Annotated in this window: 16 protein-coding genes; 5 read left to right on the top strand and 11 right to left on the bottom strand. The window is 68.1% G+C overall.

Annotated elements, in window-relative coordinates; all coding sequences use genetic code 11:
* Nucleotides 1–26 precede the first annotated feature (26 nt).
* Complete coding sequence (locus OG741_RS27440; RefSeq protein WP_405605803.1) at nt 27–509, bottom strand: ATP-binding protein; 483 nt, start codon at nt 507–509, stop codon at nt 27–29.
* A 245-nt stretch (nt 510–754) separates the two neighbouring features.
* On the opposite strand from OG741_RS27440, the gene OG741_RS27435 reads away from it, so the two are divergent.
* Both OG741_RS27435 and OG741_RS27430 read left to right on the top strand, forming a co-directional pair.
* Nucleotides 755–1,993 (top strand): helix-turn-helix transcriptional regulator, encoded by a 1,239-nt coding sequence (locus OG741_RS27435; RefSeq protein WP_405602227.1) that lies wholly within the window; start codon nt 755–757, stop codon nt 1,991–1,993.
* A gap of 4 nt (nt 1,994–1,997) precedes the next feature.
* Nucleotides 1,998–2,528, top strand: coding sequence for a GNAT family N-acetyltransferase (locus OG741_RS27430; protein ID WP_405602225.1), 531 nt, complete (start codon nt 1,998–2,000; stop codon nt 2,526–2,528).
* A gap of 291 nt (nt 2,529–2,819) precedes the next feature.
* Here OG741_RS27430 and OG741_RS27425 read toward each other — a convergent pair whose 3' ends face one another.
* Nucleotides 2,820–3,563: a hypothetical protein gene (locus OG741_RS27425; RefSeq protein WP_405602223.1), complete on the bottom strand. Its 744-nt coding sequence runs from the start codon at nt 3,561–3,563 to the stop codon at nt 2,820–2,822.
* Nucleotides 3,560–8,035 (bottom strand): RICIN domain-containing protein, encoded by a 4,476-nt coding sequence (locus tag OG741_RS27420; protein ID WP_405602222.1) that lies wholly within the window; start codon nt 8,033–8,035, stop codon nt 3,560–3,562. Before OG741_RS27420 ends, OG741_RS27425 begins: the two co-directional genes overlap by 4 nt.
* 829 nt (nt 8,036–8,864) lie before the next feature.
* Here OG741_RS27420 and OG741_RS27415 point away from each other — a divergent pair.
* Nucleotides 8,865–9,362: a hypothetical protein gene (locus OG741_RS27415; protein WP_405602220.1), complete on the top strand. Its 498-nt coding sequence runs from the start codon at nt 8,865–8,867 to the stop codon at nt 9,360–9,362.
* A gap of 69 nt (nt 9,363–9,431) precedes the next feature.
* Here the strand turns inward: OG741_RS27415 and OG741_RS27410 are convergent, their stop codons facing one another.
* The 4 genes from OG741_RS27410 to OG741_RS27395 form a co-directional block, all read right to left on the bottom strand.
* A complete protein-coding gene (locus OG741_RS27410) occupies nt 9,432–10,724 on the bottom strand; it encodes a hypothetical protein (protein ID WP_405602218.1) in 1,293 nt (430 codons plus the stop codon).
* The gene (locus tag OG741_RS27405) at nt 10,714–11,271 is read right to left on the bottom strand and encodes a DUF6114 domain-containing protein (protein WP_405602215.1); all 558 of its coding nucleotides are present in this window, start codon (nt 11,269–11,271) and stop codon (nt 10,714–10,716) included. The genes OG741_RS27410 and OG741_RS27405 overlap by 11 nt, the downstream gene beginning before the upstream one ends.
* 97 nt (nt 11,272–11,368) lie before the next feature.
* The gene (locus OG741_RS27400; RefSeq protein WP_405602212.1) at nt 11,369–12,028 is read right to left on the bottom strand and encodes a DUF6230 family protein; all 660 of its coding nucleotides are present in this window, start codon (nt 12,026–12,028) and stop codon (nt 11,369–11,371) included.
* Between the two features lie 655 nt (nt 12,029–12,683).
* Nucleotides 12,684–13,658 (bottom strand): tetratricopeptide repeat protein, encoded by a 975-nt coding sequence (locus OG741_RS27395; protein WP_405602211.1) that lies wholly within the window; start codon nt 13,656–13,658, stop codon nt 12,684–12,686.
* A gap of 195 nt (nt 13,659–13,853) precedes the next feature.
* On the opposite strand from OG741_RS27395, the gene OG741_RS27390 reads away from it, so the two are divergent.
* Nucleotides 13,854–14,501 carry a TetR/AcrR family transcriptional regulator gene (locus tag OG741_RS27390; RefSeq protein WP_405602208.1) on the top strand — a complete coding sequence of 216 codons (648 nt, stop codon included), beginning with the start codon at nt 13,854–13,856 and terminating at the stop codon, nt 14,499–14,501.
* Nucleotides 14,502–14,573: 72 nt separating this feature from the next.
* Here OG741_RS27390 and OG741_RS27385 read toward each other — a convergent pair whose 3' ends face one another.
* The 4 genes from OG741_RS27385 to OG741_RS27370 all read right to left on the bottom strand — a co-directional run bounded on the left by OG741_RS27385 (nt 14,574) and on the right by OG741_RS27370 (nt 18,710).
* Nucleotides 14,574–16,274 carry a methylmalonyl-CoA mutase gene (locus tag OG741_RS27385; RefSeq protein WP_405602205.1) on the bottom strand — a complete coding sequence of 567 codons (1,701 nt, stop codon included), beginning with the start codon at nt 16,272–16,274 and terminating at the stop codon, nt 14,574–14,576.
* Nucleotides 16,275–16,352: 78 nt separating this feature from the next.
* Nucleotides 16,353–16,676 (bottom strand): DUF3817 domain-containing protein, encoded by a 324-nt coding sequence (locus tag OG741_RS27380; protein ID WP_405602203.1) that lies wholly within the window; start codon nt 16,674–16,676, stop codon nt 16,353–16,355.
* Nucleotides 16,677–16,729: 53 nt separating this feature from the next.
* Entirely contained in the window at nt 16,730–17,239 is a 510-nt protein-coding gene (locus OG741_RS27375) for a MarR family winged helix-turn-helix transcriptional regulator (RefSeq protein WP_266487515.1), read from the bottom strand.
* A gap of 10 nt (nt 17,240–17,249) precedes the next feature.
* Complete coding sequence (locus tag OG741_RS27370; protein WP_405602200.1) at nt 17,250–18,710, bottom strand: MFS transporter; 1,461 nt, start codon at nt 18,708–18,710, stop codon at nt 17,250–17,252.
* Between the two features lie 80 nt (nt 18,711–18,790).
* Between OG741_RS27370 and OG741_RS27365 the strand changes: the two genes are divergently transcribed.
* Entirely contained in the window at nt 18,791–19,783 is a 993-nt protein-coding gene (locus OG741_RS27365) for a DUF5937 family protein (protein WP_405602198.1), read from the top strand.
* Nucleotides 19,784–19,802: the final 19 nt, after the last annotated feature.

Genomic DNA, 19,802 nt, shown 5'->3' with positions numbered 1-19,802 from the left:
CCCCGGGTCGAGCGACCGCAGCGTGATCACCCTAGAGCGCAGAGTCCTCGACGGGGAAGGCCTTTTGGAACTGATGTGCGGACGTGGTCACATCTCCTCCACAACCTGTCCGCACCTCCCGGCTGTTGCACATGGAGCTCGGCCCAGACCGTCTTTCCCGGGCCATCGGGGCGGGGCGTGACGGCCCAACAGGTTGCCAACTGAGAGACGAGGAAGAGCCCGCGACCGCCGTCAGCGTCGAGGTCCGCCGTGCGGGCAACTGTCGGCTGCTTCTCGCTTCTCGTGTCAGTGACTTCGAGTCGGATCACGGATGTCGTCACAGCCAGTCGCAGGTGAAAGTCCCGCCCCGGAACGTGCCCGTGCCGAACAGCGTTGCCTGTCAACTCAGCTGCGATGAGGCTGACCGACTCATTGACGTCCGAAGCGTATGGATGACCCCAAACGTTGAGCCGGTGGGACACCAAACGCCGCGCGAGGCGGGCACCACGCGGGCTGGAGGTGAATCGCATTGCTAACTCTCGTACTGGGGCTACGAGTTCAAGGTCAGTTCCGATACGGGGGGTTTCGCTCTTCACGGGGGCGCGCCTTTCACGCTCGAAGCCGTCCAGCCGGTGATCTCACATCAGTCAACGGCCACGGGGCATCGCAAGGACAGGAAGAGCCGTTGTCATCTCACGGCCGGCAACCGGAAAACTTTGCCGCTTCTTGACGAGCCACCTGGCACGAATCTGACCGCAGGGCTACTTTCGACCACATGGGAGTCAACGTCGCGCTCAAGAGGCGGATGATCGAACTCGGCCTGACTCAAGAAGAGTTGGCGCGCCGCATGAATGACACACTGGAAGAGATCACAGGCAGGCCGGGCAACGTTTCCGACCGTACGGTCCGCAACCTGCTGAGCGGAAAGACCCGGCGTCCCATCGCGCGTACCTGTGTTGCACTGGAGAGGGCCTTCGGCTGCCCGGCCAAGGACCTCGGGTTCAGCCCGCCTCGCACCGCAGCCCCTCCGGAGGACCCCGTGCGGCGACGTACCTTCATCACATCGGCCACCGGAACAGCAGCCGCAGCGCTGGCAGTTTCACCCCGCCGAGTGGGAGCTACGGACGTGCGGCGGCTCCAAGGGGGACTCGATCAACTCACCATCTTGGACAACCAGCGCGGCGGGCACTCCGCACTGGAAACAGCCGCCGTAGCCGGTGCCCACCAGGCTCTCGAGCTGCAAAAGTGCAGCGTGAGCGAGCGCGTTCGGCAGGGACTGTTCAGCATCGCCGCCGACTTCACCACCAAGGCTGCGTGGTCCTGCATCGACGACCGTCGGCTTGATCAGGCACAGCAGCACCTCGACCGCTCTTTGGTATTGGCAGGGATGGCGCACGACAGCGCGGCGCAATTCAGTGCATGGAATCAATTCGCTATGCTCTCCAGGCAGCGGGGGCGGCCACATGACGCGGTAGCTGCGGCTCAAGCCGCTCAGGCTCTGCCGATCACGCGCCGTGACCCTCTCTTCGCATCCTTGGCTCATGCACGGCTGGCGATCGGCCACTCCAACAGGAACGACAGACGGAACGCTCTCCGAAGCCTGGGATACGCCGAGGAAGCTCTCGCCAAGGCACATCCGGCCCCCAGACCGAGTTGGATCGACTTTTACGGTCCCGCTGAGCTGCTCGCCATCACAGCGATCGTTCAGCAGAGACTGGGGCTGTCGGCAACAGCCGAAGCGTCATCCCACAGGGCCCTGGCGATCACCCCGAAGCGCTATCGCCGTAACCGTGCGCTCTCCACCGTCCGACTGGCACTCGCCCAGCTCCACCAGGGCGATCTCGACCTCGCGTGCACAACCGCGACTGACGTATTCGACATCATGGAGGGCACGGAGATCCCAGGGCGCATTCGCACCGAACTCGGAGCCTTTCACCAGGCCGTTCTCGACCAGGCACCGAGGTCTCAGCGGGCAGCGACCTGGGCAGGCCAACTCCGCCAGAACTGGGGCTGATCGCGTGATCGCGCTACGTCACTTTCGACACGAAGATTTTCCAGCCATACGCCAGACGCTTCTGGACGTACACGCGCACATTCCCGAGTATTCCCCGGACGACCCTTTCAATCGGCGGTTTCCATGGTTCGTGGATCACTGGGGCTCCGATACCGATTTCTCGTGCGTCATTGGTTACGAGGACGAGCAGGCGATCGGCTTCGCCTACGGAGCTCCGCTCACCGCAGGGCGCGAGTGGTGGCGAGGCCACCTTGAACCAGCGCCGGAGAGGTCGCGCACGTACGCTGTGTCAGAGCTGATGGTGTGTGCTGAATGGCGCAAGAAAGGGTTGGCCGACCAGCTTCACGACGCATTGTTGGCGGACTTGAGCGAAGACATCGCCGTGCTGCTCGTCGACTCGACTCACCCCAAGGTGCAAGCACGCTACGAGAGTTGGGGATACCAGAAAGTCGGCGAGCGGCAGCCATTCGACGACTCGCCGATATTCTCGGTGATGGTCAAGCCGCTCAGCTCGACGGGTTCCCCGGACCCATAGTCGCCAGGGCCCGCGTGCAGCGGTAGTGAGTGCGGTGCCCACCGTGAAGCCCCTGCGGTAACAGCCGTCAATCATCGCTGATGGACAGTCAGTTACGTAATTCATGTCACCAGAGTGGAGTGGCACGCTTACTCTCGGCTACGATCGGAAAACGTGCGCCGCGAGGCGATTGCTTGAGAGCGACCGCCGTGTGGTCAACATCCGCGACTCTGACTACTGCAAGCGAGTCGGCCGGTGGAGCGGAGGTCCATGATTCTTCTCTCCGCTCCACCTGCCACATTCAGCTCGCGCCTACAATTGCCGGTCCCCTTGCCAGGTGATTGACGTCAGCGCGGCCAGACCTCCATTGGCCAGGCCCCTGTAGGTCACTTTCCGGGCAGGGCCGAGCTCGTGCGCGACGCGCCTCGCCAGCTCCATCCCTTCATGGAACAGCCGCTCCCACTCGAGGTCGTACTTGCCCTCCTCCCGGTCCCGCAGGTCCAGGTTCAGCGTGGTGTCGATGCTCTCCGCCCACGCGTACAGACCGGCGACGAGGCCGTCGGACAGGGCCAGGGCGGCGGCGGGATCATCTGGGAAGAAGTCCCCGAATCCGTCGGAGCGCAGCGGACCGAACTTGTACTCGCCTTCGACCGTGATGTCGACCGGGTGCGGAGGTGCGCCGTGGCTGTCGCGCTCCCAGTGGAGGCGATCGCAGCCCCAGCACACCCACTTCGCCGTCCTGAGGCACTCGTCCCAGTAGCGAACCGACCACGACGGCCCGAGCTGCCTGGCCAGTCGCTGGGCGACCGCCAGACCCTGCTTGACGTGCTTGCGCAGGTCCGGGCGGGAGGCGAAACCCGCCGGCGGGCGGGAAAGCGACCAGGAGCGCAGCGAGTCTGCCAGATCTGCCGGGAGGACCAGCCGGTGTTCATCCAGCGGGACGTTACGGGTGAAGGCACGGAGGTCCTCGTAGGCCCCGGGGTCCTCCGGCTCGTACAGCGCAGACGGCTCACCCCGGGCCTGCACGAGCACGTGCCGCGGTTCTTCGAGGGTCATACGGGGTTGGCTCCGATCACGTAACCGTTGTCGCCCACGCTAATGGCCAGGCGCTGGGTCTTGCCATTGAAAGCGACCTCGTAGATCGGCCTTCCCGCCCCCTGGGTCCCGACCCTCGTGCCCTGGGTCAGGGCCGTCTTCACGAGGGCCGGGATGTCCTCCACCCGGACTCCCGCGGTCGCGAACTCTCCCGCGTGCCGGAACACGATGTGGATCAGGCCCGCGTTGACGGTGCCCTTCTCGAGCCAGGCGAGGGGCACACCGGGCTTGGCGTACTCGATCACCCAGAGCGTGTCCGCCTTGTTGAAGTTCAGACCGGCGTCCTTGAGCTTGTCCAGGAGCTTGGGGTCGAGGGTGCCACGGGCGATCTTGGCTCGTTCCGCCACGGCGGCCGCGATACGCAACCCCATGTTCGCCGCACTGGCGGCCTCGCCGACCTGGAGGGCGCCTTTCTCCCCGTAGATCTTCTTCAGATCCGCGAGTACCTGCGCGGCGTACTCACCGGTCTTGATGGCCTGTTCGGCCCGTAGGGCGAGCTTTGCAGCTTCAGCGAGCTTCGTGAAGACTCGGGGCGGTACGACCAGAGCGGCGGCCCAGGCGCAGCTGGACTTGTCGCCGTGGTAGCAGCGGGCGACGTCGCCCAGCACGAGCTCGTACAGGATGGCGCCGGCCTTCTCCCCAAAGAGGTTCTGCCAGCCGATCCGGGTGATGTCACCGAAGCTGAAGTGGTGGGTCCAGTTCTGCTTCTGGTTCTCGAACGTCTCCGTGTCGAGGAACAGTGTGTCCGCATTCGGACAGCCAGCCTCAGTAGCGGGGACGTCGGGGTTGAGGCAGTAGTAGTAACTGACCGTGACATCGACATTCAGCTCGTATGTCACCGTGCAGCCCTGGGGAACGTAGTCGCACGGGTTGAGCTGCTTGGCCGGTCCCGCCTCGGTGATCTTGTCAATGATGTAGAAGACGCGTCCGACGCCGGTCCCGGCACCCTCGGAGACCTGCTTGTTCGCGGCGTTGCGCGCCGCTTCCTCGGCTGCCTTCTGTGCCTCCTGGGCGTACTTCAGCGCGTCCTTGGCGGCCTGTTCGGCTTCGGTGGCGGCTGCGTCGGCGCGTGTTGCGGCTGCCCGTGCGTCCTTGGCTGCCTGTTCGGCCGCTGCTGCGGCGTCGCGGGCGGCCTGGGCGTCGAGGGCGGCCTGGTCGGCGGAGTCGCGGGCTTGTTTGGCGTAGCCCTCGGCGCGGCCTGCGGCCTTGTCGGCGGCGGCGGCGTCTTCGGTGGCCTGGCGGTCGTATTCGATGGTGCGGGCCAGTGACGCCGAGGCCTTGGAGGCGGCTGCTGCTGCGTCGGCCGCGTAGCCCAGGGCCTCCTTCGAGTAGGTACGGGCGGTCGCCGCGTGGCCGGCGGCGTTGGCCGCGTACTGGTAGGCGATCTTCGCGTCGCCCGTTGCCTGGTCGGCGAGGTTCTTGGCCGCTGCGGCCTCGGCCTGCGCGTTCTTGGCGTGGGCGTCGGCGACGGCCTTCTGCTGGTCGGCGATGGACTTGGACGCCTGCCCGGTCAGCACGACCAGGCTCGCGGCCGAGTCGGTGGTGACATACGGGGAGCCGAGCTGGATCGCGTCGTTGGCGGGCTTGGCGACCTGGGCGGCGGAGTTGCCCGCGTCCACCGCGGCCTGCGCGGTGACGTAGGCGAAGCCCGCGGCCTTCGCGGAGGCGGCCAGGGCCTTGCCGGCCTCCTTGAATGCCTCGTCCGCCTGGGACTTGGCGGTCTTGGCCAGCTTCTCCGCTTCGTCAGCCAGCTTGACGGCCGCCTTGGCCTCTTCGGAGGCGTGCTCGGAGGCCTCGATGGCGTCGGCCGCTGCACTGGTCGCGGTCCGCACCGCGGCATCGGCCTTCAGCTTGGCGGCCTGAGCGGCGTCCGCGTTCGCACGGGACCGCTTGGCGGCCGCCTCGGCACGGGTGGCCGCGGCATCCGCCTCGGCCGCCGCCTCGCTCGCGGCATTCGCCTCGCCCCGGGCCCGACCCGCGGCAGCCTCGGCATCGTCCGCGTACTTGTCCGCCGCGTTCGCGGCCTCCCTGGACTCCTGGGCGTTGCTGTCGGACTCATGGGCCTCGGCGTACGCATCCTTGGCGTCTGCCTTGGCGCGGGCGGCGTCCGCCTTCTGCGCGGCGTCCCACGCGTCGGCGTTGAGATCACGGGCGTTGTCGCGTGCCTTGACCGCGCCGTTCTTCTTCTCGACCGCGGTGGCTTCGGCGGCTTCGGCCTTTTCCTTCGCGTCCTTGGCCTTCGTCGCCTCGGCTTGGGCGTTCTGCTTGTGCTGGGCCGCCTCGGCCTGCTTGGCGGCGGCGGTTTCCTTCTCCGCCTTCGCCGTGGCCTCCTCGGCCTCGGCCGCGAGCCGCTTGGCGTGCGCGTTGGCAGCGGCTGCCTTGGCGTCGCCTTCCGCCTTCAGGGCGACCGCGAGCTTGGCCTCCGCGGTCTCCTTGTCCTTCTTCGCGTTGTCCCGGTGAATCTTCGCCGCGTCCGCCGCGGCCTTCGCCTGCAACTCGGCGGTGTGCGCGGCTTCCTTGCGGAACTCGGCGTTGACCTGCGCCGCCTGAGCCAGGGCGCGCTGCGCGATCGTCTCGCTGTCGCCCGCAGATGCGCGGGTGGCGGCCTCGGCAGTCTCACCGGCCTTCACCATGGCTTCGAGAGCGGCCACCGCACCCTTGGTGACCTGTGCCTTCTGCTGGCCGACCAGAAGGCCACGACCTCGCGGGGCGCCGGCAGCGTCGGCGGCGGCGTACGCGGCCTTCTCCGCGCTGTCGGTGGTGGCGGCAGCGGTCTTCGAGGCCGCGGCCTGCGCCTTCAACGCGGCCAGCTGCTTCTTCGCCGCCGCCTGGGTGTCGGCGAGATTCTTCTTCGCCTTGTCGAACTGCGCCTTGTCCGGGTAGGAGAGACTGTCGGTGCCCTTGTGACCGGACGGCTTGATCAGGAACTTCTGCGCACTGGCGTCCTTGCAGTCCCACAGCCGCGCGTCGGTGCTCTTGGTGAACGCGCTCAGGTCCAGGCACTTGCCCGTGGTGAGGCTCTTCAGGGGCGAGGCGGCACGGACGTCGCCCTTCCACGACTGCCCCGGAGTGCTGTAGCAGTCCGTGATCTGGATCTTCGTGCCGTTAGCCGACTTGTTCCCTGCCACATCAAGGCACTTGAACGAGCCGACGTTACGCAGATGGAGGTCGTCCTCGCTGCCCTCGACCATCCACTGCTGAGCCGCGCCGCCGTTGCAGGTGTACACCTGGACCGGCGTGCCGTTGGTCTTTCCGCCGCCCGCGACGTCCAGGCACATGCCCTTCGCGCCCGGCACCTCGATCGTCGCGTAGCTGTCACCGATCCAGCCCACCCCGCCCGGGGACCAGTAGTCCTGCCAGCGGGCGAGATGGTCGGCGACCCACGAGTGCCCCAGCAGGTCTCCCAGCGACTTCGCGCCCGTGGCAAGGGACTTGGTGACGTCCTTGTTGGCGTTCAGGATCTGGTTGCGCTGCGTCGCTTGCGAGGCGATCTCCTGCTGCCATTCCTTCGCGGCCGGGGTGGAGATGTCGCCCAGGACCTTGTTCGGGTCCATCGGGTCGCGCCACGCACACGACGCGAACCGGGTCTTCAGGTCCTCGACCGCGATGCGGTGCTCCGCCGTGCCCGGCTGGGGAGCAGTACGGGGGAAGCCGCCGGAGGCGAGGAAGATACGAGCATTGTCCGCGCCAGTGGGCTCCAGGGACCAGTGCGACAGATACTCGAACGCGCCGTGCTCGGCGACCTGACGGTTCCACTCGGGCTGCTGCGGATCGGGATCCTTCCCGTACAGCGGCGTGCCGAGGTCCTTGACGGCTTTGACCGTCTGCTCGTCGGCCTTGGGGGTGGGGTCTTCGTAGAAGTCGCTGTCGCTCTTCCAGAACCGGTCGGCGGTCCACTGGGTCAGGCCGGTCTGGCTGTAGAAGTCCTTCTTGTCGTCACCGGGCGAGCCCGGTGGCCAGTGGAAATCGGTGTGACTGATGCCGCCAGGAGTCTCCAGCCCGACGAGCGGCTTCTTCCAGGTGTCCCGGAGCGCGTGGAGGGCGTCCAGCTCCTTGGACGCCGCGTCCCGGTCCTTCTTGTACGCCTGGGCGAGCGGAGTGTCCTCCCAGTGTTCCCGGTTGGCCAGTTCGTGCAGCTTGTCCTGCGGCTGATTGAGGCCGTCCTGCGCGGTCGTGGCCATGGACGGCCCACCCAGACGCAGCACATCGGCCATCAGGCACAGGTCCTGCCGCATCTCCTCGTCGGCGGTCTCTTCGAACCAGTCTTCGGAGTCGCCTGCCGGGGCCATGCGCTGTCCGGTGAGCTGGTTGAGTACGTCAGGCTGGACGGCCAGGCCACCGAGAACAGCTAGGGCGGCGACGGACGTGATGACGGGAGTGAGAATTGCGGATCTTCGTGATCTGCGTTTGAACAACCCTGGTCTGGGGCGCAAGAGAGCATTCCTTCACAGCGAATGAGGACAGGCGGGGGGGACCCGTCCGAAGAAGCGGACGCGATGCGCGCGGATCAGCCCGCTGTCCAGGCGCGGGGACAGGGGCAGCAGACGGCGCCGGCCGAGACGGCATTCGCAATGAGCCGGTATCGCGGCATGACGGTCCACCCTCCCCGTGGCGGCACTGTTCCCCCGGCCGCCGGCTGATGTGCGCGCGTCACGGCGGAGCGGTCAAGGTCCACCACGCGCGCGCGATCACCATAGTCACAGGTCAACACCCTGGAGCAAGAGGTGACTTCAGCGTCCCGAGCCCATATCGCGAGGCACTTACAGGAGTCCTCGCGATCCGGCATGCGCAAATCCCGTGGTCAAGACGGGGGTTACCTGTGTGACTGATGTGAAGGCGGAGTGGAGGTAACTATGCTTATCGGCCTAGAAGTTGGCCGATAAGCAACCCTTCCGCGCAGAGGGACGCGTGGCCCAGGCCGCACGCTGGGGTCACCGGTGCACTGCGTGCCGCGGGAATACCTCCGTATACGCGTGTCCGGCCCAAAGCCTCGACCTCGGACCGGAAGCGATGTCGGGCAGCGAAGATCCCTGACAATCGGGACTTCGAGACCACGAGCGAGTCGGGATGGCGATGGTGACCCGGTGCCTTGCGGCCGGCCTGCCGGGGATGGGCGGGCGCGGACGAGGCGTACGACCAGGAGTGAAAGTTCCGCCGACAACTCAAGGAACTCGGCGCCGACCGATAGAGCATCCTTCACCGATGCATGAATGGGCGACATGACTGCGAGCCGCACCCCAACCCAAGGAAGGTACGAGGCAAATGGCGGATGCTGAACCGACAGCACCGTTGCTGGAACTCCTCCGGCGGCTGGAAGCGGTCCTCGGAATAGCGACGGCGCCCGATTTCACGGACGGTCATGTCCGCTGGGACCTCTACCGTGCCGCGACGCGGGTCGAGGAAGCGTTGCCGATCCTGCTCCGCGCCGTCTCCCAGGAGCGGGACCCCTCTCTTGCCTCTGCGGTCGTCGTCGAAGTGCTCGAACGGCTCGACCCACAGGAGCGGGCCGCCTGGGTGCAGGCGCTCGACACGTCGGTACGCGATTTCTCGGCCCGCAGAGTGCAGGAACTGGAGTTGCTTGAGGCGGTCGACTCCGGCCACTTCACCACCGCCGAGATACGTCGCACGATCGACAGCTGGTCCAACTGGCTCCAGCTCCGCATCGTCGCAGCTTCTGATGACAGGGAGATTCTGCAGCTGTTCTCCGAACTGGGCAGAACCAAGCGCATCAGGAATACGGCGCTCAGCTCGCTGAAGTGACAACGGCTGTGGGCCGCACCCCTCGCAAGAGGTACGGCCCACAGCCTTTGTGCGGCTCCCGGACGGGTCTTAGTTGGTGCCACCGGTGAAGTAGCTGTGCAGGCCCGGCACCGTCAGCGTCCCGCCGAACTGGCCCGCCTGCGTCACCTTCACGTTGGTGAAAAAGGCGAACGGCACATTCAGCGGAGGAGGCGTCTGCGGGCTGAACGTGATCGGGATGAGGCCGAAGAGGTTGCCCTTCAGCTCCTCCGTGTACATCGTCACCGTGCCGTCGCTGATCGTCGACGTGGAGCCCTTGCCCGCCTCGACATGCCCGGTCGTGCTGTTCGGGCCGACCACCAACTGGTGGAGGTCCTTGATGTCGACGCCCGAAGCCGTGAACTTGAGCACCTTCTTGACCTTGCCGCTGCCCGTCTTGACCTCGACGATGCCCTTGTAGTCCAGGCCTTTCAGGGTGAGCAGCGAGCTCTCGAGAATCCAGGGGTCGTCCGGGAGCAGCGGGATGCCCTGCTCCAAATCCGCGGCGGCGAGCGCCTTCGGGTCGGCGGTCGGACACGGGAAGCGCGGCTTGGCGCCGTCCGGGATGTCCTCGTCCTTCTTGGGGTCGAGGCCCTTGACCGCGTCGTCCAGTTCCTCGGTCGTCGCTCCGGCCTTGTCCGCCGCGTCCTTGATGGCGTCCTTGGCCGTGTCCGCCGCGTCGTCCACCTTCTCAACGGGGTTGGTGGACGGCTTCTCGGACGGCTCGGCGGTCGGCTTCGTCGAAGCCGTCGGCTCGTCGGCGGGCGCGGTGGTCGCCGGGGCGCTCGGCGTCGCGGTGGCCGTGGGCTCCGGGTCGGGGCCGTCGAGCAGGTCCTTGATCGCGTCGCCGACACCCAGCGGGTCCAGCGGGTTCGTCGTCTTGGTCTCGCTCGGCGTCGGCGTGGGAGTCGGAGTCGGAGCGGTCGCACCCGTCTTCGCGTCCGGGGACTCAGAAGCGGAGGGGGTCGCCTCCGGCGTCGGCTCGTCGGCGGGCTTGTCGCCCGTCGGCTCACTGGCACTCGGGTCGGGCTTCTCCGACGGTGACGCGGAAGGCTCCGCAGACTCCGACGGCTTGGGCGACTCGGACTCCGCCGGCTCGTCCGAGCGGGTCACGCACGGACCCGGGGCGAAGGGGATGTCCTTGTCGTCGGCGAGTGCCAGCTTGGGGGTGAGGCCCATGCCGAGAAAGACGGCGGTGGGCATCGCTGCCAGGGCTATCGCCTTGCCGGCCGGCATCTGGAGCTTGGTCAGCAGGGGCTTACGGGGAGCCGCGTGCCGCGGCCCCTTTCTGGCCTGCGTCCCATCGCTCCCAGCCGTGCTCAGCGGTGTGACATCACCCGGCACTGTTCCTCCCGCCGTTGACTTCGATGTTGGTCTCGTGCGTGCCCACGCCGTAGTCGTCCCACTGCTGCTCCGCTACGGGTGCCTCAGCGGGGTCGGGTGCGGGCGTCGACGCCTTCTCGACCGGAGCCGACTCCGCGACGGGCTTCCCCGGTACCCAGGAGAGCGAGAGCGCACCGCCGATGAGGGAGAACAGGAAGCCGACGAGGAAGCCACCCATGTTGGCGATCGGGATGGAGACCAGCGCCAGCAGAATCGTTGCGACACCCGCGAAGACCCGGACGATGGAGTGAAACCACATCGTGAGGCCCAGCGTCATCAGCAGTACGCCGATGATCAGTGCGCCGGCGCCCGCGGTGGTCTGCATCGCGAGCGTCATGTGACCGAGCTTGAAGGTCGCGTACGGGAAGTAGGCGATGGGGATTCCGCCGAACAGGGTGAACAGACCCGCCCAGAAGGGCCGCTGGCCCCGCCAGGTTCGAAAACCCTGCCGGATGGCGCGGATGCGGTGCTCGTTCCGCCCCGGTGACACTGCAGACTCGGCGCTCATGGAAAACAGCTCCCTGGAACTGGCATTGCTGTGTGAAGAGTTGGGCGGGCGGGCGAAGCTGTGAAGGCTTTGCTCGCCCGCCCGGACGGGATGACCGTCAGTAGCACTCGACTCCGGCGCCGGAGCCCCGCTTCAGACCCATGTGCAGACCGCTCAGCTCGAACGTGCCGGCAGTGGTCGCCCAGGCCGTCTGCTCGACTTTGGTCAGCTCGGCCCGTTCGGCCTGCTGGGCGAAGCCGTTCGGCAGGACGGTCTTGTCCTTGACTGCAGGGCCCTTGCCACCACGGCCCCCGTCGGTGTCCTTGGCCGCAACGCCGATGTCGATGTTGGTGAACTTGGCCTTGCCCGCGCCCAGATCGGACACATCCAGGTAGAGCTTGTCGGCCTTGACCGGCGTGCCCTTGTCACCCGCCGTGAGCCTCATCGTGATCTTGCCGAGGAACGGCACATCGGTGACGACCGACTGGCACATGTCGGTGATCTCGGCGTTCTGGAAGGACGAGACCGCGACGGGGTGCGCGACCTTCTCGTCGCCCTTCAGGTCCTTGTACCCCATGTCAACGCCGCCGTACTGGGCGAATCCATGGCCGTCAAGGTATCCGGCGGTGACCTTGAACTCCTGGCCGGACACAGCGAACGACGCGGCGAGCGCGCCCTGTGCCAAGCTGACGCCTATCGCAGCCGTTGCGGCCACGCTGGGCACCATAACAAGGGCGAACCGCTTCCATCTGGTTCCGCCCCGAGTCACTGACTCCATGACTTTCCTCCTTCTCGGACGTACATCTCCGGTCCGGACCTCAGGGCCCGTTTGGGAGTGGGAGAAGTGCTACGTCCTCGGTAAGGAGAGCGCCTGTACTTTCAGGCGCGAGCTGCGTCCGAAACACCGGCGATCACCCCCGAGCGACAACCACTGGTCGCGCCTGACTGATCACGCACAACCTGCTGGACAGGCCCTGCCGTTCGGCAGGAACCCCCCTGTCCACGACAGGCGCCACTGCCGCCTGTCGACCCGGTGGGGACCCAAAGTTCCGCGGCGCGACTGGGAGCCGGGCTGGTGCGGTATTGGACCGAGCGTGGCCGATCGTGGTCCATTCCCGGCCGCGACACAAGAGGGTTCGTTACCCGCTAGTAACGGCCCGATAACCACGCAACGACCGGCTGATGTCGCCCGGCCACACAGGGTGCAGCCAGGGGGTGAGCCAGAGGGGGAGATAGCCGCCAATAAGCGGACAGAACAAGTGGGTTGATTTACTGGGAGTAACAGCTCGTCCAATTACCAAGTTTTGGTAAAGCGCAGCCGTGTTTTGTCACTGTGTCGCCAAAACGGCGACGGCGCCTCGTCAGCGCCGTCGCCGCAAAACCCGTCAGACCTGGCGGAACACCACGTTCCGTGCAGGCGTTTCAAACATGGCTCAGAACAGCACTCGCGCGAGCGCCGAACGCGCCGCCGTCACCCGCGGATCATCCGGCCCGACGACCTCGAAGAGCTCAAGAAGCCGGACCCGCACCGCGTCCCGGTCCTCGCCCGCCGTGCGGCGCACCGTCTCGACAAGCCTGCCGAACGCGTCCTCGACATGGCCGCCGACCAGATCCAGGTCGGCCGCAGCGATCTGCGCGGTCACGTCGGCCGGGTTCTCGGCCGCGTCCTGGCGGACCTTCTGCTGGTCCATGTCCTGCACGCGGCGGAGCAGTTCGGCCTGGGCGAGGCCCAGCTTGGCCTCGGTGTTGCCGGGGTCGTCGGACAGCACGTTCTTGTACGCCTGGACGGCGCCGCCGAAGTCGCCCGCGTCCAGCGCCTGGACGGCCGCTTCCAGCACGGCGTCGTACGGACCCTGCGGCACTGCGGCGGGCGCCGCCGCCTCGTCCGGGGAGGCCTCGGTGTCGACCGCGATGCCCGTCAGGCCGAAGCGCTCCTCGGCGACCTGAATGAGCTGGTCGAGCGTCTGGCGGATCTGCGTCTCGGGGGCCGCGCCCTGGAAGAGCGGCAGCGCCTGGCCGGCCACCACCGCGAAGACCGCGGGAATGCCCTGGATCCCGAACTGCTGCATCAGCATCTGGTTGGCGTCGACGTCGATCTTGGCGAGGACGAACCGGCCGCTGTACTCCTGGGCCAGCCGCTCCAGCAGCGGGCTGAGCTGCTTGCACGGCTCGCACCACTCGGCCCAGAAGTCGATGACGACCGGGACTTCGGTGGAGCGCTGGAGGACGTCGGCCTCGAAGCCCGCCTCATCGACGTCGATCACCAGGCTGGAGGGGGATACGGCACCGCCGCCGCCCTGACGGGCGGACTCGGCACGGGCCTGCTCCGCCTTCGCCTTGGCCTCACCGGCCGCCTTCACCGCGGCGAGGTCGACGACGCCGCTCATGGACATGTTCCTAGGCTGCATGAGTACATCCTCCCCCCTCCGCGCGCGCATGTGAAAAACGTTCCTGAAGATCGGCGCGGGTCCCCACTCGCGCCCGTGGTTGTCGCTCGAGCCGGTCAAGGCTTTCGCTACGAGCCGTAGCGTATCTGCACCAGCCCTCCGCCGTGTGAGAAACCTCCGGTGAACTGCCTCACAGCAGATTGCTTACTCGCCGGTATGGTCGCCGTCATGTGCAGCCACACCCGCCCCAAAACCGTACGTACAGGTCGTACGGGACGCCCCCGCAGTGCCGAGGCCGACGCCGCGATCCTCGACGCGACCCGCGCGGCGCTGGTCGAACTGGGCTGGTCGAAACTGACGATGGGCGATGTGGCCAGCCGCGCGGGGGTCGCGAAGACAACGCTCTACCGCCGCTGGACCAACAAGAACGAACTCGTCGTCGACGCTGTCGCAGAACTCTTCGACGAGCTCGAACTCCCGGATCTCGGCAGCCTGATGGCCGATGTGGAGGGCGTGGTGCTCCAGTTCGCCGCGCTGCTCGCGCGGCCCGAGGCCAAGACCGCGCTGATGGCGGTGGTCGCGGAGTCGACGCGGGACGACGCGCTGCGCGGCCGTATCCGCTCGGCGATCGTCGACCGCCAGAAGCGGCTGGTGCTGGAGGGCAGGGCGCGCGCCCAGGCCCGTGGCGAGCTGCCGTACGAGGAGGACGCAGGGGCGGCGTCCCGCAGCGCCGACCTGATCTTCGATGTGATCGCGGGCGCGGTGGTGCACCGGGCGCTGGTCAGCGCGGAGCCGGTGGACGAGGAGTGGGCACGCAGCTTCGCGCTGCTGCTGGTGTCGGGACTGGCCTCGCTCCAGAGCTGAGGCCGGGGGGCGGGACGTCCCACCCACGTAGACGGGGGGGGGCGGGACGTCCCGCCCCCCGTCTACGTGCGGTCAGAAGCCGGGCGGCTCGGTGTACGTCCCCCACTCGTCCCGCAGGGCGTCACAGATCTCGCCGAGCGTGGCCTCCGCGCGGACCGCGTCCAGCATCGGCACGATCATGTTCGAGCCGTCCCGGGCGGCGGTCAGCATCGCCTGAAGCGCGGACTGCACGCGTGCGTCGTCACGGCCGGCCTTGCGGCCCGCCAGGGCCCGTACCTGCTCGCGCTCGACCTCGTGACTGACCCGCAGGATCTCCAGGTCGCCGGTGACCGAGCCGTGGTGGACGTTGACGCCCACGACCCGCTTGTCGCCCTTCTCCAGGGCCTGCTGGTACTGGAAGGCCGACTCGGCGATCTCGCCGGTGAACCAGCCGTCCTCGATGCCGCGCAGGATGCCGGAGGTGATGGGACCGATGGGGTGCTGACCGTCCGGGTGTGCCCGGCGGCCGCGCTCCTTGATCTGGTCGAAGATCTTCTCGGCGTCCGCCTCGATGCGGTCGGTGAGCTGCTCGACGTACCAGGAACCGCCCAGCGGGTCCGCCACATTGGCGACGCCGGTCTCCTCCATCAGCACCTGCTGCGTGCGCAGGGCGATCTCCGCGGCCTGCTCGCTGGGCAGGGCGAGGGTCTCGTCCAGGGCGTTGGTGTGCAGGGAGTTGGTGCCGCCGAGGACCGCGGACAGGGCCTCGACCGCCGTCCGTACGACGTTGTTGTACGGCTGCTGGGCGGTCAGCGAGACGCCCGCGGTCTGGGTGTGGAAGCGCAGCCACTGCGCCTTGTCGGTCTTGGCGCCGTACACCTCCTTCATCCAGCGCGCCCAGATCCTGCGCGCCGCGCGGAACTTGGCGATCTCCTCGAAGAAGTCGAGGTGTGCGTCGAAGAAGAAGGAGAGCCCGGGCGCGAAGGTGTCGACGTCCAGGCCGCGGCTCAGGCCCAGTTCGACGTAGCCGAAGCCGTCGGCGAGCGTGTACGCGAGCTCCTGCGCGGCCGTCGCGCCCGCCTCGCGGATGTGGTAGCCGGAGACCGAGAGCGGCTTGTACGCGGGGATGCCCTGCGCGCAGTGCTCCATCAGGTCGCCGATGAGGCGCAGATGCGGCTCGGGCTGGAAGAGCCACTCCTTCTGCGCGATGTACTCCTTGAAGATGTCCGTCTGGAGTGTCCCGTTGAGGACGCCCGGGTCGATGCCCTGCCGCTCCGCCGCGACCAGGTACATGCAGAAGACGGGGACGGCGGGTCCCGAGATCGTCATCGAGGTGGTGACGTCGCCGAGCGGGATGTCCTTGAACAGGACCTCCATGTCGGCGGCGGAGTCGATGGCCACGCCGCAGTGGCCGACCTCGCCGAGCGAGCGCGGGTCGTCGGAGTCGCGGCCCATCAGGGTCGGCATGTCGAAGGCGACGGAGAGCCCGCCGCCGCCGTTGGCCAGGATCATCTTGTAGCGCTCGTTCGTCTGCTCGGCATTGCCGAAGCCGGCGAACTGGCGGATGGTCCAGGTGCGGCCGCGGTAGCCGGTCGGGTACAGGCCCCGGGTGAAGGGGTACTCCCCCGGCCAGCCGATCCGCTCGAAGCCTTCGTAGGTGTCTCCGGGCCGGGGCCCGTAGACCGGCTCGACCGGGTCGCCGGAGAGCGTGGTGAAATCGGCGTCCCGCGTGCGGGCCTTGTCGTAACGGGCCTGCCAGCGTCGGCGGCCTTCCTCGATGGCGTCAGCGTCCATGCTTTCAATTTACTAGGACGTCCTAGTAAATGTCGATGCAAGACCGCCGCGAGCCTCGCTCGGGGCGGTCCGGGGGTCTTACGCCTTCGCGATCGCGGGGTCGTCCGTCAGCAGCGGACGGACCTCGCGGGTGATCTTCGGCTCGACAAAGAACGAGGCCACAGGGATGCAGCCGGCGGCCAGCACCCACCCCAGCTTGCCGAGCGGCCACTTCGCCTTGGAGCCGAGATCGAAGGCGAAGATGACGTAGATGATGAACAGCACACCGTGGATCTGGGAGATCAACATGGTGTCGCCGACTTCGAACCCGTACTTCAGGATGATCGCCACGGTGAAGACCAGCAGCCAGACGGCGGTGACATACGCCATCACCCGGTAACGGGAGAGCACATTCGACTTCATGGCAACGAGCGTAACCGGACGCAACGGGCGATCTTCGCCGGGGGTTGGGACCCCTACTTCTCGTCGAAGTCGTGCGCCGAGACCCGCAGCGGGCGCAGCATCGCGAAGATCTCCCCGCACTCCTCGTCGTCGTACACACCGAGCCCGAAGTCCATCGCCATCAGATCGCGGGTGGCCGCCTCGACGACCTCGCGGCCCTTGTCGGTGATGGAAGCGAGGGTGCCGCGGCCGTCGTTCGGGTTCGGACGCTTGTCGACCAGACCCGATCTGACCAGCCGGTCCACGGTGTTCGTGACCGAGGTCGGGTGGACCATCAGGCGCTCGCCGATCTTGGACATCGGCAGCTCACCGGCCTTGGAGAAGGTGAGCAGCACGAGTGCCTCGTAGCGCGCGAAGGTCAGTTCGTACGGCTTGACGACGGCGTCGACCTCGGCGAGCAGGATCTGGTGCGCGCGCATGATCGAGGTGATCGCGCCCATCGAGGGTACGGGGCCCCATCGCTGCTGCCAGAGCTCGTCGGCTCGCGCGATGGGGTCGAAGGGAAGGCTGAGCGGCTTGGGCACGGCACCGACCCTACCGACTGGTCATATGGCGGTCAGCCCCGTCTCGCTCCTCGGTCCTGCGGGCCTCGGCGACCAGGAGGAGACAGCACAGCGTGCCGATCACCCCGGCGCCCGTGACGACGGAGCTCACGGAGAAGAACTCCGCGGCGAGACCGGCCAGGGCCATGCCGACGCCCTGGATCGTCATCAGCCCGGCGGTGAGCAGGGTCATGGCCCGGCCGCGCAGTTCCTCGGGGATCTCCTCGACGATCCACCGGTCGAGACCGAGGGTGTACGCGGATCCGGCGCCGCAGAGCGTCAGGGCGAGCAGGGCCCAGCCGAGGCCGGGGGTGAGGGCGTAGACGGTCAGCGGCAGGAGGGTGGTGGCGGCGAGCGGCAGGACGATACGGGAACGGGCGCGGGGGCCGAGGGCCGAACCGGCGTACAGCTCACCCGTGATCGTGCCCACGGGCAGCGCGCACATGAGAAGGCCGAGGCCGGCCGAGCCGATGCCGATCTCGTCGGCGTACGGGGCGGCGAGGGCTTCGGGGGCGACGCTGAACATCGGCGGTGCCCAGAAGAGCAGCATCAGCACCCGCAGCCGGCGGTCGGCGAAGACCTGCCGCGCGCCGGACAGCGACGAGCGAAGGAGGGCACCGCTGTCGCCGTCGCGTGCGGGGCGCCGCACGGTGCCGAAGCGGAGCAGCAGCGCGGAACCGAGAAAGGTCGCGACGGTGACGGCGAGGGCGCCACGGGGCGACACGACGGCGAGCAGCAGCCCGCCGAGGCCGAAGCCGGTGAGCACGGCGCTCTGCGACACGATGCGCAGCACGGAACGGCCGAGTACGAAGAGGTCGCCGTCACCGAGGATGTCGGCGAGGGTCGCCATACGGGTGCCGTTGAACACGGGTGAGACGGCGGCGATGAGGCAGCGCAGCGCGAGCAGTACGGCGACGGGCGTCACGGGCAGCACCATGGCGGCGGCGCAGGCGGCACAGAGGAGATCGCACACGACGAGCACGCGTCGTGCGGGGTACTTGTCGGCGACCCCCGCGAGCAGGGTCCCGCCGACGAGGTAGGGCAGAAACCCGAGCGCGAAGGTGAGCGCGCTGAGGAGGGGCGAGGCGGTGAGCCGGTAGACGAGGACGGTCAGCGCGATCTCGCAGACGACGACGCCGAGAAGCGACATGAGATGCGCGGCGAAGACGGCCCGGAACTCGCGCACCTGGAAGACGGCGCGGTAGTTGGGGGCGCCTGGGGAGCGGGTTGGCCCCGAACTCCCGCGGCGCACGGCCTGCTTGGCCCGCGCGCCAGAACCGCGGCCGCCCGAACTCCCGAGAGGCGGTGGGCTCCCGGCCTCCGGCCCGGCAGCGCGTCCCGGCGTGGCGGAGCCGACGCGGCTGGGGGACGGGGGCTCGGCCGCGGGTTCGGGAAGGGGCGGGGCAGGGGGAAAAGACCGGCTCGTGGCACCGGTGCCCAGTTCTTCTGGCATGGGGCACAGCCTGCCGACGCACTCCGCTCCCGCCCTAGACTTTCGGCTGCAGCCGAATCTTCCGGGGAGGGGAGAGAACCATGCCGTCCTGCATGCACTTCGGCGAAGCCGACCTGCTGCGGATCCGGTTCGCCATATCTCCCCTGTGGGAGACCCAGGACGCCGTCCGCACCCTCAAGCGGCCCGCGCGGCACGGGTATCACCTTCCCTGGCTGCGCCGGATCCGGCAGGCCGCCGAAGGGCTCGATCTCACCGCGCTGTGGTTGCTGATGCCCTGGCGCGGCCACAGTCCGGACTTTCTCGGGCCGCCCCCGATCGGGCCCGCCGCGTCCTTCGAGGAGGAGATCGCCGCCGTACGCGGCGCGGATCCCGAGGCCGCGAGAGAGGACCTGGCGCGGTCCCTCTCCTGCACGCCGGGCGCCGCGGAGAGTCCGCAGGGGCGGGCCCTGCTCGACGATCCCGGGCGGGCGATCCACACGCTCGCCGACACCCTGGAGCAGGCCTGGCACGCGCTCGTCGAGCCCGAGTGGCCGCGCCTGCGGGCGCTGCTGGAAGCCGATGTGGCCTTCCATACGCGGCGGTTGGCGCAGGGCGGCATCGAGGGGCTGTTCGCCGATCTCCACCCGCGGCTGCGGTGGGCCGACGGGACGCTGACCCTCGCCACGCCCTTCGACCATGTACGCGTCCTCGACGGCCAGGGCCTCATGCTGATGCCCAGCGTTTTCTGCTGGCCCGACGTCGTGACCGGCTTCGAGCCCCCCTGGCAGCCGACGCTCGCCTATCCGGCCCGTGGCATCGGCGCCCTGTGGGCCGGACCGGCGGGTCCGGCCCCTCAGGCGCTGGCCCATCTGCTCGGCGACAGGCGCGCGGCCGTACTCCTCGCGCTCGACGAGCCCGCCGGGACGAGCACGCTCGCGCAGCTCCTCGGCCTCGCGCCGTCTTCCGTATCGGCGCACCTGTCCGTACTGCGTGACGCGGGTCTGCTGACCTCACGCCGCGCCGGACATCAGGTGCTGTACGAGCGGACTCCCCTGGGCATCGCGCTGGCGGTGTCGCAGCCGGGCGCGCCCTGACGGCCCGGCCCGGCGGGAG

Source organism: Streptomyces sp. NBC_01410, from assembly GCF_045040195.1.
Taxonomy (GTDB): domain Bacteria; phylum Actinomycetota; class Actinomycetes; order Streptomycetales; family Streptomycetaceae; genus Streptomyces.
The sequence above is the reverse complement of the archived record's forward strand: the minus strand, read 5'-3'. Positions and strand labels throughout refer to the sequence as shown.